The organism is Streptomyces sp. NBC_00236, from assembly GCF_036195045.1.
GTDB lineage: Bacteria > Actinomycetota > Actinomycetes > Streptomycetales > Streptomycetaceae > Streptomyces.
The window spans coordinates 1208077-1222090 of sequence record NZ_CP108100.1 but is presented as its reverse complement, the minus strand read 5'-3'; the positions used below and the strand labels follow the sequence as shown (position 1 = coordinate 1222090).

Sequence of the window (14014 nt, the reverse complement as noted above, 5' to 3'; positions counted from 1 at the left end):
CACCCGGGCAGGGGATAGAAATCCTCTGATGACCACGACACTCCGGCCGTCCGGGCCGATCCAGCCAGGCGCCGACGGCGCACAGAGCCGCGCGTACGACGTGTGCGACAACGGGCGCCCCGTCGGGGCGGTCGAGATCGGCACCGAGCCGGGTTCGGACGGCGCGACAGGAGCCCTGCGGTCCTTGCGGATCGACGAACCGGTGCGGCGACGCGGCCGCGGCACCATCGCGGCACTGGCGGCCGAGGAGGTGCTGCGGGGCTGGGGCTGCACGCAGGTACGGGCCAGTGTCGGCGCCGACAACCTTGCGGGGCAGCGGCTGACCGCCGCACTCGGCTACACCGAACGCAGCCGGAACATGATCAAGCAGCTGCCCGCCGACCCTCCGGAGCTGCCTGCCGGGCTGACCGCACGGCCGATGACGCCCGAGGAGTACGCGGCCTGGGAGGACGGTGCGATCGCCGGGTACGCGGAGAGCCTGGTGAGCCGCGGCACCCCGCCGGAGTCGGCGCTGCGGGCGGCCCGTGTCTCGCACGCCCGACACCTGCCGCAGGGCCTCGCCACCGAGGGCGCGCAACTGCACCACTTCATCCACGAGAGGGAGAAGGCCGGGTTCCTCTGGGTGGCACGGTTCGAGATGCAGCCCGGTGCGGTGGTCGGCTACGTGTTCGACGTCGAGGTGGACGAGCGCTTCCGGGGGCGCGGATACGGCCGTGCGCTGATGCTCCAGGCCGAACGCCTCGCGCTCGCGGCGGGGGAGACGCGGCTGGGCCTGCACGTTGTCACGGCCAACACGCCCGCACTCCGGCTGTACGAGTCACTGGGCTACGAGCCGACGCGGTACAACCTGGCCAAGCCGCTCTGACCCGGCGTACGGCTGCCACCGAGCTGTGGGAGCAGCCCGCCCGTGCGGGCGAGCTGCTCCGGGGGCTCGTCGGCGGCTTCGGCCCCCGCCGGCCGGGGCCCGGCTTCAATAGCAGCTCGGCTTCCGGCCTCGGCTCGGCTTCCGGCTTCGGCTCGGTTCCCGGCCTCAGCCCTGTTCGGCGAGCAGCCGGTCGGCGATCGCCTCGATCCGTTCGCGGAGCCCTTCCTGGCTCTTGCCGCCGTCCAGCCGCTCGCCGCCGATCATGTAGGTGGGCGTGCCGGTGACCCCGATCGCCTTGCCCTCGGCCTGATCGGCGTCGACGATCAGCATGTGCCGGCCGTCGATCAGGGCGGTGTCGAACTCCTCTGCGTCCAGACCGAGTTCCCGCGCCACCTCGATCAGCAGAGGCTCGCCGGCGCGGTCGAGCTCGGCGGTGCGGTCGAGCACCGCCTCGATGTACGGCCAGTCCTTGCCCTGCGCCGCGGCCTCCTCGGCTGCCTGCGCGGCGGCGAAGGCGTGCTTGTGCTTCTCCAGCGGGAAGTGCCGGAACCGGATCTCGACCCGGTCGCCGTAGCGGGCGCGCAGGGCGCGCACATCGGTGAGGGCGTGGCGGCAGTCGGGGCACTGGAGCTCGCACCAGACGTCGAGGACGACCGGCGCTGCGGGGGTGGAATCGCTCATGGGACCAGTCTCCCAGGGTGTGCGCAGGCACCACGACGGGCATCGGGCGGGAGCGGACGGCACGCGGTCCGGTCGTGGGTCTGGCGCACCTCGGGAAGCTTGACGGCACACGGTCCGGTCGTGGGTCTGGCGTACCTCGGGAAGCTGACGCCACGCGGTCCGGTCGTGGGTCTGGCGTACCTCGGGAAGCTGACGCCACGCGGTCCGGTCGTGGGTCTGGCGTACCTCGGGAAGCTGACGCCACGCGGTCCGGTCGTGGGCTGTGCGGCACCTGGGGAGGATCCCGGCCCTGAAATGTCCCTGATGTGGGCTCGTGGCATGGCCGCCCGTCCGGTCGTCGGTGCAGGATGGAAGGGACGTTTCCCCTGCGCCTGGAGGCACCGATGCTTGCCGAGACCATTTGCTCCGCGGTGTCCGCGGCGGGCCTGGGCATCGCCGCCGTCACCGCGTACCGGAAGCGGTTCCTCGCGGCGACCCGGATCGCCGCGTACTCGCTGGTCCCGATCGGCCTGGTGCTGACCGGCGTCGTCGAGTGGGTGTCGGACATCGCCTTCAAGCCGAGTGTCTGGCTGGGCTTCGGGGTGCTGGGAGTGGCCTGGCTGCTGTTCATGACCACCCGCGCGATCGAACGCCGCGGCGGGGGCACCCGCAAGGAGCGCAAGGCGGCGGCCCGCGCCGCCCGCGCCGACGCGGTGGCACCCGCGGCCTCGGCGCCCTCGTTGGGGGCAGGTGTACCCGCCGCCGAGCCGCGGCAGAAGCCGAAGAAGCAGTCCGCCGACGCAGGGCCCGGCGACGACTTCAGCGACATCGAGGCCATCCTGAAGAAGCACGGCATCTGACCGGAGCCGTTCCGCCCCGCCCCCCCGCCCCGCCGCCCCGCCGCCCCGCCGCCCCGCCGGCTTCGGTGCCCGCTGCCGGGTCCGCCTGCGACACCGCAGGGACAGCGCTCCCATGAATCGATTCAGCCATGATCCTTGACGGCGTTCGGCGAGCGGGTTAGCGTCCCACCCGGATTGAAACAATTCATTCACCACCGTCCGTACGATGGGGTGACGCCGCTGGACGAGCGCGGCCAAGGGCAGTGGGGCAGGACTAGTGGCGCGTGTGGCAGGCATCAAGGATGTGGCCCGGCAGGCCGGGGTCTCCGTGGGGACGGTCTCCAATGTGATCAACCGCCCCGAGGCCGTGCTGCCCGAGACCCGGGCCCGGGTGCTGGCCGCGATCGAGGAGCTCGGATACGTCCGCAGCGAGTCGGCCCGCCAGCTCAGGGCCGGCCGCAGCCGGATCATGGCGCTCCTCGTCCTGGACATGGGCAACCCCTTCTTCGTGGACGTGGCCCGTGGCGCCGAACGCGCCGCCCGTCAGGCAGGTCTCGGCGTCATGGTCTGCAACAGCGGCCAGAGTCCCGCCGAGGAGGCCGAATACCTCGGTATGTTCGCGGAACAGCGCGTCTGCGGCGTACTGGTCACCCCGGCCGACGCCACCGGCCGCAACCTCGACTCCTTCAGCCGTCACCGGATTCCCTACGTCCTGGTGGACCGGGTCGCCTCCGGCACGGGCAGCTGCGCGGTCTCCGTCGACGACGTGCGCGGCGGCGCCCTGGCCGTCGGCCATCTGGTCTCGGCCGGGCACCACTCGGTGGCGTACGTCAGCGGACCCGGCGACCTGCACCAGATCAGGGACCGTCGCGAGGGCGCGCTGTCCGCGCTCGCCGAGGCCGGGCTGCCGCCCGGGGCGCTCGTCGAGATCCCCTCCGACCGCCTCGACGTCGCGGCGGGCCGGGACGCCGGAGCCCGGCTGCTCGGGCTCGTCCCCCGCCCCACCGCCGTGTTCTGCGCCAACGACCTGCTCGCCCTGGGCGTGCTCCAGGCCCTGTACGCGGCAGGGGTGCGGGTCCCGCAGGACATCGCCATCGTCGGGTACGACGACATCGAGTTCGCCGCCGCCGCTGCCGTGCCGCTCACCTCGGTCCGCCAGCCGGCGGTCGTGATGGGCCGGATGGCCGCCGAGCTCCTGCTGGAGGAGGCGGACGACGAGGGTGGCACCCACGAGCACCGCAGCGTCGTGCTCCAGCCGGAACTCGTCGTGCGCGCATCCAGCTCCACCCCGCGCTGAGCCCCGCCGCCCGCCTCTCCCCACTCGCACTCTCCCGTCCTGTCACCCTCCGCCGTTCCCTTCCGCATGCCTGAAATGGAGACGCCGTGTCCCTGTTCGACCTCCCCCTGGACCAACTCCGCACCTACCGGCCGGAGTCCACTGAGCCCGAGGACTTCGACGCCTTCTGGCGCCGCACCCTGGACGAGGCCGCCGAGTACCCGCTGGATGCCGAATTCAGCACTTACGACGCCGCGTTGAGCAACGTCGACGTGCACGACGTGTCGTTCGCCGGCTGGGGCGGTCACCGCATACGCGCCTGGCTGAACGTGCCCGCCGGGGCCGAGGGTCCGCTGCCCGCCGTCGTGCACTACCTCGGCTACGGCAGCGGGCGCGGACTGCCTCTCGACCACCTGGTCTGGCCCGCGGCGGGCTGGGCCACCCTGGTCGTGGACACCCGCGGCCAGGGCGCCGTCAACACTCACTCGGCGGGCTCCACCGCCGACCCGCACGGCGGCGCCGGACCGCAGTCGCCGGGCTTCATGACCCGCGGCATCCTCGACCCCGACGACTACTACTACCGGCGGGTGTTCACCGACGCGGTGCGTGCCGTCGAGGTGGCCCGCGCCCACCCGTCCGTCGACCCGGACAGGATCGTCGTGCACGGCGGCAGTCAGGGCGGCGGCATCGCCCAGGCCGTCGCGGGGCTCAGCCCCCACGTCAAGGCGGCGCTCGTCGACGTACCGTTCCTGACGCACTACCGGCGGGCCGTCGAGATCACCGACAAGGATCCGTACCAGGAGATCGTGCGCTTCCTGGCCACCCAGCACGGCCACGCCGAGCAGGTGTTCCGGACCCTCTCCTACTTCGACGGAATCAGCTTCGCGGCCCGCGCGGAGATGCCGGCGCTGTACTCGGTGGCCCTGATGGACCCCATCTGTCCGCCGTCCACGGTCTTCGCCGCCTACAACAACTGGGCCGGCCCCAAGGAGATCGAGGTGTACCCCTGGAACGGCCACGAGGGCGGCACCTCGGTCCACCGCGCCGCACAGCTGCGGATGCTGCGCGACCTGGGCTGACCGGGCTCAAGCCTGGGGACGCGGGGGAGCGGATCTCCGGCCGTCCGAGGGGGCGGCGGAGCTCCGCGAGCCGGCGGCGGGGCGGAACTCCGAAAGCCTGACGGGCGATCGGACGCCGGAGCGATTCGGCTCGCCGCGTCAGGGGTGAACTCCCGTCACGAAAAGATGCGTTGACCGTCAACCGGTGCCGGTCTGCGTCATGATCGTCCCGAGATGGTGGACACCTCCCGGGGCGATGCCCCCGCACCCCCAGCCGAAGAGCCGCGTGGCTGCCTCTTCGCGCTTTCCCAGCCCCCTCTGATGATCTTCCTCACGGTGATCGGCGGCCTGCTGCTGATGGCCGCGTTGCACGATCTCTTCGTGCTGTGAGCCGTCAGCCGGCCGCTTCCCTGCGGCGCGCCCGGTACGCGGCCACGTGCAAGCGGTTACCGCACGTACGGCTGGAGCAGTAGCGGCGGGAACGGTTGCGTGAGAGGTCGACGAAGGCGTGCCGGCAGTCCGGCGCCTCGCAGCGCCGCAGCCGCTCCGTCTCGCCCGCCACGATGATGAACGCGAGGGCCATCCCGCAGTCGGCCGCCAGGTGGTCGGCGAGCGAGGCGTCCGGTGCGAAGTAGTGCACGTGCCAGTCGTAGCCGTCGTGGTTGCTGAGCTGGGGCGTGGTGCCCGCGGCGGCCACGAGCGCGTTGACGAGAGAGGCGGCGACGTGTGCGTCGGCCGCGGCGAAGACCTCGGCGAACCGTGCCCGTACGTCGTGGACGGCTTGCAGGTCCTTCTCGCCGAGTTCGTTCACCCCGCTCACCCGGTGGCGTCCGGCGAACGCGTACAGCGCCTCGGTGTCGGCGAGCCCGTCGACGGGCTCGCCGACACCGGGATCGGACCGCTCGCTCTCCGGCGCGGTGTTCACCAGATCGACCACCGTTTCGAGGGCGATCCGGGTGTCGTGGGGGATCAGCACGCTTCCGCTCCCTGGCTCCGGCGGGACGGGACACCCGCCGATGCCGGCTGACTCTACTGGCTCACCCGCGGTGCGCCGGGGCGCGAGGGGCCTGTGGGACCCCCGGGACAGGCCTGGCGACCCCGAAGGGGGAGGGGGGAGGCGTTGGCGCGCCTGGCGGGCGCCTGAGGACCTTGACGGGCGTCACGAGAGGGCTGAGGAGAGTGCGGGAGGACGGCGGAACGCGGACCGGCGCCGTCCTCACGGTGGATTCCGTGAGGACGGCGCCGGTGTCAGCCGTATGAGGTTGTCCGCGCGGTGCCGTCTCCCCGAGTCGGACGGCACCGTGCGGCTCTCGGCCTGGCTCAGCTCTCGGCCAGGATGTGTGAGAGCTCCGTATCGAGATCGAAGTGACGATGCTCGGTCCCGGGCGGAACCGCGGCGTCGGTCCTTTTCAGGAACGACTCCAGGGCCCGCGCGGGGGCCTCCAGCAGGGCTTCGCCCTCTGGAGAACTCAGCGCGATGCAGACGACGCCCTGGCCGTGACTTCGGGATGGCCAGACGCGGACGTCTCCGGTGCCGGTGGGCCTGTGCAGCCCCTCGGCAAGGAGGTCACGGGCGAAAACCCACTCGACCGTCTCCTCCGCTCCGGTGTGGAAGGTGGCGTGCACGGCATACGGATCGGCCGTGTCATACCGCAGGCCCGCGGGTACAGGCAGTGAGGACTCGCTCGACACAACGAGGCGCAGGTGCAGCTCGCAGCTGACCGTGGTGTTCATAAGCGCCAGGGCCTTTCGCTCAGTGTGCGCTCGGGGATTCGCACGTCGGCGAAATCGACATGCCACCTACGGTGGCGTTGTAAACCCCTCTGACCGTTTTGTGATCCTTCAGGTAGCTCGTACTGGGGTGTGTAACTTTGAGTCATGCGGCCATTCCGGTGACGAGGAGCGTTCGGGTAGGTTGACCCCCATGAATGCGGAGAGTGACGAGCGGGACGGGGCTGCCGCACCGGCGGAACCGGCGCCCGCGGCGGGGGAAGAGCGCGAGAGCGTGACGGGGGACGTCACGGAGGGTGTGACCAAGGAGGACCGGGAGCTCGGCTCCCGGGCGCCCGGGTTCATCAAGGCGTCCAGGACGTTGCACCTGAGCTGGCAGGTCGGTGTGTTCGTGGTCGGCCTGGCCGTCGTGGCGGCGGGCATCGTCATGCTGCCGCTGCCGGGTCCCGGCTGGCTGGTGATCTTCGGCGGCATGGCGATCTGGGCGACCGAGTTCGTCTGGGCTCAGCTCGTGCTGCGCTGGACGCGCCGGAAGGTCACCGAGGCCGCCCAGCGTGCGCTCGATCCCAAGGTGCGGCGGCGCAACATCGCCCTCACGGCGGTCGGGCTCGTGATCATCGCGGTGCTGGTGGGGATCTATGTGTGGAAGTTCGGAATCGCCATGCCGTGGAAGATCGACGAGTGACCCGGGGATGGTCGGGGAGCGCCGCTGACATGGGGTAATGTTTGGCGTGCGCCCGGGCGATTAGCTCAGTGGGAGAGCGCTTCGTTCACACCGAAGAGGTCACTGGTTCGAACCCAGTATCGCCCACCCCGGACCGACGGCCCGGAAGCTTCCAGAAGCTTCCGGGCCGTCGGCGTTTTCGGACGTGTCCGCGGGTGCCCCGTTCAAGCGCTTCGATCGATTTTCGTCCCAGCCATTGACGTCGTCGGTGCCGCTCCTTACTTTGACCCGGCAAGCGCTTTCTAAAACGATTCAATCAAGCGTAGGGGCGAACTATGTCTCGGAACCAGGGCATGGACCGGCGGCAGATGCTGAAGCTCGCGGGCTTCTCGGCTGCGGGTCTCGGGCTGACCGCGGCCGGCTGCGGCTCGGGCGGCGGCTCGAACGGGCCGGTCACCATCCGGCACGCCTGGTGGGGCGCCGACGACCGGGCGAAGAAGGTCCAGGAGTGCGTCAAGCTCTTCGAGAAGAAGCACCCCAAGATCAAGGTGAAGACGGACTTCCAGCAGTACCCGGACTTCTGGAAGAAGTTCAACACCCAGGCCGCCGGCGGCAACCCGCCGGACGTCATCCAGAACGCGGTGACGTTCCTGCGCAAGTACGAGGCGAAGAACGTCCTGCTCGACCTCAACCCGCAGGCGAAGAAGGGCAACCTCCAGCTGGAGGGCTTCCGCGCGGGGCTCGAGAAGTTCGCCGAGATCGACGGCAAGCTGCTCGGTGTCCCGGTCGGCAGCAACTCGATGTCCCTCGTCATCGACGAGAAGGTCTTCGAGAAGGCGGGCGTCGACCACAGCCTCGGCTGGACCTGGGACGACTGGTACGCGGGCCTGCAGAAGATCAAGTCCGGCCAGGGCATAGCGGGCGACTCCGGTCCCCACGGAGTCATGTACCTGTACGACCTGGTGCTGCGGCAGAACGGCAAGGCGTTCTTCACCGAGGAGGGCATGGGCTTCGGCGAGAACGAACTGCTGCCCTACTGGACCGAGGCGCTCGCCCGGGTCAAGTCCGGCATCTACGCCGACCAGAAGAAGGTCGAGCAGATCAAGCCGGCCTCCGCGCTCGCCAAGGGCCTCTCGGCCGGCGAGTTCACCTGGGACAACTTCTCCGTCCGCTACAGCGCGGAGGGCAAGAGCAGCTACAGCCTCGCGCCCATCCCGACCACCGACGGCAAGAAGACCGGCCAGTACCTCGGCTCGCTGATGCTGAGCGGCACGGCCCGCACCAAGCACCCCGCCGAGGTCGCCACCTTCATCAGCTTCATGACCCACGACCCCGCGGTCGCCCGCATCATGGGCTACGACCGCGGAGTCCCCGCCACCACCGCGCAGTTCGAGGCCTTCCAGCCCACCGACGCCCCGAGCAAGGCGATCGGGGCCTACGAGACCGAGATCGCCAAGGCCGGCGTGCTGGAGCCCATCACCCCGCACCCGGCCGGTGCCGACGTCGTCGAGGCGGCGTTCCTGCGCATCGCGGGCGACATGTCCCTGGGCAAGGCCTCGCCGGAGGACTCCGTCAAGCAGTTCTTCTCCGAGGCGAAGACCGCCCTCGCCTCGAACTGAGAGGAATGACGCGGTGACTCACATCCAGACCTCCACGAGCGGCCCGGTCCTCGGCAAGGACCTCGCCGACGTGGGGCGGAGCGGCCCGGGACGCAAGACCCGCCCCGCTCCGCGACCGCGGGGCCACCGCGAGAATCTGACCGGCTATCTCTTCATGTCGCCCTGGATCGCGGGCTTCCTGTTCCTGATCGCCGGGCCCATGGTCTTCTCGCTGTACCTCGCGTTCACGGACTACAACCTCTTCGACGCCCCGAAGTGGGTCGGCCTGAAGAACTTCACCGACATGTTCGCCGACCCCCGCTGGCGCCAGTCGGTCAAGGTGACCTCCTGGTACGTGGTGATCGGCACCCCGATCAAGCTGGCTGCCGCGCTCGCCGTGGCCATGCTGCTGGCCCAGAAGCGGTGGGGCCAGTCCTTCTACCGGGCCGCGTTCTACGCACCGTCGCTGATCGGCGCGAGCGTCTCGGCCGCCATCGTCTGGCGCGCCCTGTTCTCCGACGACGCCGTCGTCGACCGGGGGCAGCAGCTGTTCGGCATCGACGCGGGCGGCTGGATCGGCGATCCGAACATGATCATCTATGCGCTGGTGGGCCTCACGGTCTGGCAGTTCGGCGCCCCGATGGTGATCTTCCTGGCCGGTCTCAAGCAGGTCCCCAGGGAGCTGTACGAAGCGGCGAACGTGGACGGGGCCGGCGCCTGGCGGAAGTTCTGGAGCATCACCCTGCCGATGATCTCGCCGGTGCTGTTCTTCAACGTCCTGCTGGAGACCATCCACTCCTTCCAGATCTTCGGATCGGCCTACATCGTCAGCAACGGCAGCTGCGGCCCGGCCGACGCGACACTCGTCTACACCTGTTACCTGTACGACCAGGGCTTCGCGAACAGCCGCATGGGCTTCGCCTCCGCCATGGCATGGCTGCTGCTCGTCGCCGTGGGCCTGGTCACCGCCGTGCTGTTCTGGTCCCAGAAGCGCTGGGTGCACTACGAGGAGGGGGGCCGATGACCCCGATGGACACCACTGCCGTACGACGCCGGCTCCCCGGCTCCCTCGCCTGGCACATCGGCGCCCTCGCCATCCTCGCGGTGGTCCTCTACCCGGTCGTGTGGACGATCGGCGCCTCGTTCAAGCCGAGCGAGGACATCGTCGGCGCGCTGAACCTCCTGCCGACCGACCCGATCACCGACAACTACCGGCGGCTCGCCGACGGCATCGCCGACATCCCGATCTGGAAGTTCTTCCTGAACTCGGCCTACATCTCGGTCGGTTCCGTGATCGGTGTCGTCATCTCCTGCTCGCTCACGGCCTACGCCTTCACCAAGGTCCGCTTCGCCGGGCGCAACGCGATGTTCGCCATCATGATCGGGACGCTGCTGCTCCCGTACCACGTACTGATCATTCCGCAGTACGTGATGTTCCAGAAGCTGGAGCTGATCAACACCTTCACTCCGCTGCTGATCGGCAAGTACCTCGCCACCGACGCGTTCTTCGTCTTCCTCATGGTCCAGTTCATGCGCGGGCTGCCCAAGGAACTCGACGAGGCCGCGCGGCTGGACGGCTGCGGGCACCTGCGGATCTACTGGTCGATCGTGATGCCGCTGTGCCGGCCCGCGCTCATCACCAGCGCCATCTTCACCTTCATCCAGGCCTGGAACGACTTCATGGGCCCCCTGCTGTACCTCAACGAGCCGGACAAGTACACCGTCTCCATGGGGCTGCGGATGTTCATCGACCAGGACGCCGTCGCCGACTACGGCGGCATGATCGCGATGTCACTGGTGGCCCTGCTGCCGGTCCTCGCCTTCTTCCTGGCCTTCCAGCGCTACCTCATCGACGGCATGGCCACCTCCGGCCTGAAGGGCTGAGCATCCCGTGGCGACGAAATCCCCCGCCGCACCCAGGACCTCCTTCGTCCGGGAGCGGTTCAGCGTCTTCTCCGAATGCCTGCTCACCGGCGTGTGGATCACCGTCGCCGCCCTGCCGCTCGTCACGTTCCCCGCGGCCTTCGCCGCGGGGAGCCGGCACCTGCGCCGCTACCTGGCCGGGGAGGCGGGCGGGGTGCGGGAGTTCGCCGCCGATGTACGGGAGGCGTTCCGTACCGGCTGGCGGATCTCCCTGCTGTGGTGGGGGGCGCTCGCGCTGCTCGCCTTCGACTGGCAGGTCGCCCGGTCGGGCCTGCTCCCGGGCGGCCGTCCGCTCATCGCCGTGAGCCTGCTCGGACTGCCGGCCGTGGCCGTCTGGGGACTGCGTACGGCTGCCGCCTGGCACCCCGGCACACCCTGGACGGCCACCGCGCGGGCCGCGGGCCGCCGGACCCTCACCGACCCGGCGGGATCACTGCTGCTCGTCGGGGGGTTCGTCGCCCTCGCCCTCACCGCCTGGCAGATCCCGCCCCTGGCCGCGCCCGCCCTCGGCTGCCTCGCCGCAGCGGCGGTCGCTGCCGACCGCCGCTGACCCGACGGTCGGCCCCACCTGCCGCACCACGTCCCACCACGCGTCAGCGTGCGATCAGTCATGCCCATTTTCGCCACGAATTGGAGTCGTGATGTCCCCGATCCCCCGCCGTACCGTCCTCAAGGCAGCCGCCGTCGCCGGTGCGGCCACCACCTTCTCATGGGTGCTGAACGACACCGCCCAGCAGGCAGCCGCCGCCACCGGCAAGGCCGACGAAGGGCCCGTCGAGATCAACTGGCTGGAGGAGGAAGGCCTCGGTGCCGCGCCCGGGTCCACCTTCGGCGTCCCCTGGGCCAAGGGGCGCTACCCGGCCGACCAGAAGTTCGCCCTGGCCACCGCCGACGGCAAGGACGTCCCCGTCCAGACCTGGGCCACCGCCAAATGGCCCGACGGCTCCCTGAAGTGGACCGCGCACGCGGTCGGCCCCGAGGCCGGCGGCGCCAAGAAGTTCACCCTCACCACCGGCGAGCCCGCCACCGCCGCCCACAAGGTCACGGTCAAGAACAGCGGCGGGTCGATCACCGTCTCCACCGGAGTCATCACCGCGAAGATCGGCAAGACCGGCTCCTCGCTCGTCACCTCCCTCACCCGGGGCTCCACCGAGATCGCGAAGGACGGCCGCCTCGTCCTCATCCGTCAGGGCGAGATCGAGGACGGCGACCAGGGGCAGGAGAAGTACGAACGCTTCGAGAGCGCCATCAGCAAGACCGAGGTGGAGCAGAGCGGCCCCGTCCGCGCCGTCGTCCGCATCGACGGCAAGCACCGCCACGGCAACCGCTCCTGGCTCCCGTTCTCCGTCCGGCTCTACTTCTACGCGGGCGCCGAATCGTTCCGCATGATGCACACCATCACCTTCGACGGCATCCAGGAACCCGGCAAGGCGAGCGGCGACTTCATCCGCGGCCTCGGCGTCCGCTTCACCGTCCCCATGCGTGACGAGACGTACGACCGCCACATCCGCATCGGCGGCGACGAGACCGGCATGCTCCGCGAAGCCGTCAAGGGCATCACCGGACTGCGCCGGGACCCCGGAGCCGCTGTCCAGGCCGCCCAGTTCGAGGGAACCAAACTGCCCGACCCCGCCACCTGGGACCAGCGCGTCACCACCCGCCTCCCGCTCATCCCCACCTGGGGCGACTACACTCTCAGCCAGCTCTCCGCCGACGGCTTCTCGCTGCGCAAGCGCACCAAGAAGGGGCACGGCTGGATCGCGGCGGGCGGCGGACGACGCGCCTCCGGCTTCGGTTACGTCGGCGGCGCGAGCGGCGGACTCTCCTTCGGACTGCGCGACTTCTGGGAGAAGTTCCCCGCCCAGCTCGACATCCGCGGCGCCGACACCGACGCCGCCGAAGTCACCCTCTGGCTCTGGTCGCCCGAGTCCGAGCCGATGGACCTGCGCTTCTACCACGACGGCCTCGGCCAGGACACCTATGCCGAACAGCTCGAAGGCCTCAACATCACCTACGAGGACTACGAGCCCGGCTTCGGCACCCCGTACGGCATCGCCCGCACCAGCGAACTCGTCTTCTGGGCCAACGAGTCCACCCCCAGCGCCGAGGCCCTCGCCCAGCAGACCCGCACCGTGCGCACCCTCCCGCAGCTCGTCGCCCCGCCTTCCCAGCTCGTCGCTGCGGGTGTGTTCGGCGGCCTCTTCTCCCCGGTCGACCGCTCCACGCCCGCCAAGGCGAAGATCGAGGACCACCTGGACTTCCTGTTCACGTACTACAAGGACCAGGTCGAGATGCGCCGCTGGTACGGCTTCTGGGACTACGGCGACATCATGCACTCGTACGACCCCGCCCGGCACCAGTGGCGCTACGACGTCGGCGGCTACGCCTGGGACAACTCCGAACTCTCGCCCGACCTCTGGCTCTGGTACGCCTACCTGCGTTCCGGACGCGCCGACATCTTCCGCTTCGCCGAGGCCATGACCCGCCACACCGGCGAGGTCGACGTCTACCACCTCGGCGACTGGGCCGGCCTCGGCACCCGCCACGGTGTCCAGCACTACGCGGACAGCGCCAAGCAACAGCGCATCGCCAACACCACCTACCGGCGCTTCTACTACTTCCTCACCGCGGACGAACGCGTCGGCGACCTGATGCGCGCCAACGTCGACTCCGACGAGACCTTCCTCGGCCTGGACCCGCTCCGCAAGATCCGTACCGAGCCCTACACCCCGGACCGGCACGCCCTGTCCGTCGGCTTCGGCACCGACTGGAGCGGACTCGTCTCCGCCTGGCTCACCGAATGGGAGCGCGGCGGTCCGCAGGCCGAGAAGGCCAAGGCCCGGGTGCTCGGCACCATGGAGACGATCGCCGCCCAGCCCAACGGATTCGTCCAGGGCAGCGGCCTGTACGACCTGGACACCGGGAGGTTCGCCGTCGCCACCGAACCCGTCGTCAGCGTCTCCCACCTGTCCGGGGTCTTCGGCCTCAACGAGCTGTGCGCCGAACTCATCGGTCTGATCGACATGCCGAAGTTCAAGGAGGCGTACCTCGACTACTGCCGCTACTTCAACGCGAGCAAGACCGAGCAGGCCGCCCGCTACGGCTCCCACTTCGGCAGCCTGCTCCTCTTCCAGGGCCACTCCAGGATGGACGCCTACGCGGCCGTGCAGACGGGCGACGAGAAGCTCGCCGCCCGTGCCTGGCAGAAGTTCTACAACAGCGACGGCTACAAGGAATCCGCGCCCTGGAAGACCGAGAAGGTGAGCGGCCCGGTCACCACCGTCCCGGGCAGCGAGGCCAACTGGGTCTACACCAACGACACCGCGCTGTACGGACTCGCCGCCATCGAGAACCTCGCACTGGTCGGCGACCGCATGCCGGCCTGAGGCGTGTGAGGGCG

The 14014-nt window shown here is 70.0% G+C and carries 14 protein-coding genes and 1 tRNA gene; 12 read left to right on the top strand and 3 right to left on the bottom strand.

The genetic code is table 11. From position 1 onward, the window contains the following. Nucleotides 1-28 precede the first annotated feature (28 nt). Nucleotides 29-865, top strand: a complete 837-nt coding sequence (locus OG446_RS05305) for a GNAT family N-acetyltransferase (RefSeq protein WP_328892933.1) — start codon at nt 29-31, stop codon at nt 863-865. A 165-nt stretch (nt 866-1030) separates the two neighbouring features. Here the strand turns inward: OG446_RS05305 and OG446_RS05300 are convergent, their stop codons facing one another. Beyond that, nucleotides 1031-1546, bottom strand: coding sequence for a DsbA family protein (locus OG446_RS05300; protein ID WP_328892932.1), 516 nt, complete (start codon nt 1544-1546; stop codon nt 1031-1033). Between the two features lie 383 nt (nt 1547-1929). Here OG446_RS05300 and OG446_RS05295 point away from each other — a divergent pair, with 383 nt between their 5' ends. The 4 genes from OG446_RS05295 to OG446_RS05280 all read left to right on the top strand — a co-directional run bounded on the left by OG446_RS05295 (nt 1930) and on the right by OG446_RS05280 (nt 5088). Then, nucleotides 1930-2385 (top strand): hypothetical protein, encoded by a 456-nt coding sequence (locus OG446_RS05295; protein ID WP_328892931.1) that lies wholly within the window; start codon nt 1930-1932, stop codon nt 2383-2385. A 256-nt stretch (nt 2386-2641) separates the two neighbouring features. Further along, nucleotides 2642-3661 (top strand): LacI family DNA-binding transcriptional regulator, encoded by a 1020-nt coding sequence (locus OG446_RS05290; protein WP_328892930.1) that lies wholly within the window; start codon nt 2642-2644, stop codon nt 3659-3661. Nucleotides 3662-3747: 86 nt separating this feature from the next. Beyond that, the gene (locus tag OG446_RS05285; RefSeq protein WP_328892929.1) at nt 3748-4719 is read left to right on the top strand and encodes an acetylxylan esterase; all 972 of its coding nucleotides are present in this window, start codon (nt 3748-3750) and stop codon (nt 4717-4719) included. Nucleotides 4720-4932: 213 nt separating this feature from the next. After that, nucleotides 4933-5088: a hypothetical protein gene (locus OG446_RS05280; protein ID WP_164494018.1), complete on the top strand. Its 156-nt coding sequence runs from the start codon at nt 4933-4935 to the stop codon at nt 5086-5088. 4 nt (nt 5089-5092) lie between these two features. Here OG446_RS05280 and OG446_RS05275 read toward each other — a convergent pair whose 3' ends face one another. After that, nucleotides 5093-5674: a CGNR zinc finger domain-containing protein gene (locus tag OG446_RS05275; protein WP_328892928.1), complete on the bottom strand. Its 582-nt coding sequence runs from the start codon at nt 5672-5674 to the stop codon at nt 5093-5095. Nucleotides 5675-6018: 344 nt separating this feature from the next. Continuing rightward, nucleotides 6019-6432 (bottom strand): SsgA family sporulation/cell division regulator, encoded by a 414-nt coding sequence (locus OG446_RS05270; protein WP_003959770.1) that lies wholly within the window; start codon nt 6430-6432, stop codon nt 6019-6021. A 190-nt stretch (nt 6433-6622) separates the two neighbouring features. On the opposite strand from OG446_RS05270, the gene OG446_RS05265 reads away from it, so the two are divergent. The 7 genes from OG446_RS05265 to OG446_RS05235 all read left to right on the top strand — a co-directional run bounded on the left by OG446_RS05265 (nt 6623) and on the right by OG446_RS05235 (nt 14000). Next, a complete protein-coding gene (locus OG446_RS05265) occupies nt 6623-7114 on the top strand; it encodes a TIGR02611 family protein (RefSeq protein WP_328892927.1) in 492 nt (163 codons plus the stop codon). Between the two features lie 54 nt (nt 7115-7168). Further along, nucleotides 7169-7240 (top strand) — tRNA-Val (locus OG446_RS05260). A 188-nt stretch (nt 7241-7428) separates the two neighbouring features. Then, nucleotides 7429-8712: an ABC transporter substrate-binding protein gene (locus tag OG446_RS05255; RefSeq protein ID WP_328892926.1), complete on the top strand. Its 1284-nt coding sequence runs from the start codon at nt 7429-7431 to the stop codon at nt 8710-8712. 70 nt (nt 8713-8782) lie between these two features. Further along, complete coding sequence (locus OG446_RS05250; RefSeq protein ID WP_328898198.1) at nt 8783-9715, top strand: carbohydrate ABC transporter permease; 933 nt, start codon at nt 8783-8785, stop codon at nt 9713-9715. Next, nucleotides 9712-10575, top strand: a complete 864-nt coding sequence (locus OG446_RS05245; RefSeq protein ID WP_219567744.1) for a carbohydrate ABC transporter permease — start codon at nt 9712-9714, stop codon at nt 10573-10575. The genes OG446_RS05250 and OG446_RS05245 overlap by 4 nt, the downstream gene beginning before the upstream one ends. A 7-nt stretch (nt 10576-10582) precedes the next feature. Next, nucleotides 10583-11164: a hypothetical protein gene (locus OG446_RS05240; RefSeq protein ID WP_328892925.1), complete on the top strand. Its 582-nt coding sequence runs from the start codon at nt 10583-10585 to the stop codon at nt 11162-11164. A gap of 91 nt (nt 11165-11255) precedes the next feature. Then, nucleotides 11256-14000 (top strand): exo-rhamnogalacturonan lyase family protein, encoded by a 2745-nt coding sequence (locus tag OG446_RS05235; RefSeq protein ID WP_328892924.1) that lies wholly within the window; start codon nt 11256-11258, stop codon nt 13998-14000. The last annotated feature ends 14 nt before the right edge of the window (nt 14001-14014 follow it).

Bases quoted from the DNA above. Each gene is read 5' to 3' on its own strand.
- OG446_RS05270 (WP_003959770.1), bottom strand. From the start codon at position 6,432: ATGAACACCACGGTCAGCTGCGAGCTGCACCTGCGCCTCGTTGTGTCG.
- OG446_RS05235 (WP_328892924.1), top strand. From the start codon at position 11,256: ATGTCCCCGATCCCCCGCCGTACCGTCCTCAAGGCAGCCGCCGTCGCC.
- OG446_RS05280 (WP_164494018.1), top strand. From the start codon at position 4,933: ATGGTGGACACCTCCCGGGGCGATGCCCCCGCACCCCCAGCCGAAGAG.
- OG446_RS05255 (WP_328892926.1), top strand. From the start codon at position 7,429: ATGTCTCGGAACCAGGGCATGGACCGGCGGCAGATGCTGAAGCTCGCG.
- OG446_RS05265 (WP_328892927.1), top strand. From the start codon at position 6,623: ATGAATGCGGAGAGTGACGAGCGGGACGGGGCTGCCGCACCGGCGGAA.
- OG446_RS05300 (WP_328892932.1), bottom strand. From the start codon at position 1,546: ATGAGCGATTCCACCCCCGCAGCGCCGGTCGTCCTCGACGTCTGGTGC.
- OG446_RS05305 (WP_328892933.1), top strand. From the start codon at position 29: ATGACCACGACACTCCGGCCGTCCGGGCCGATCCAGCCAGGCGCCGAC.
- OG446_RS05295 (WP_328892931.1), top strand. From the start codon at position 1,930: ATGCTTGCCGAGACCATTTGCTCCGCGGTGTCCGCGGCGGGCCTGGGC.
- OG446_RS05245 (WP_219567744.1), top strand. From the start codon at position 9,712: ATGACCCCGATGGACACCACTGCCGTACGACGCCGGCTCCCCGGCTCC.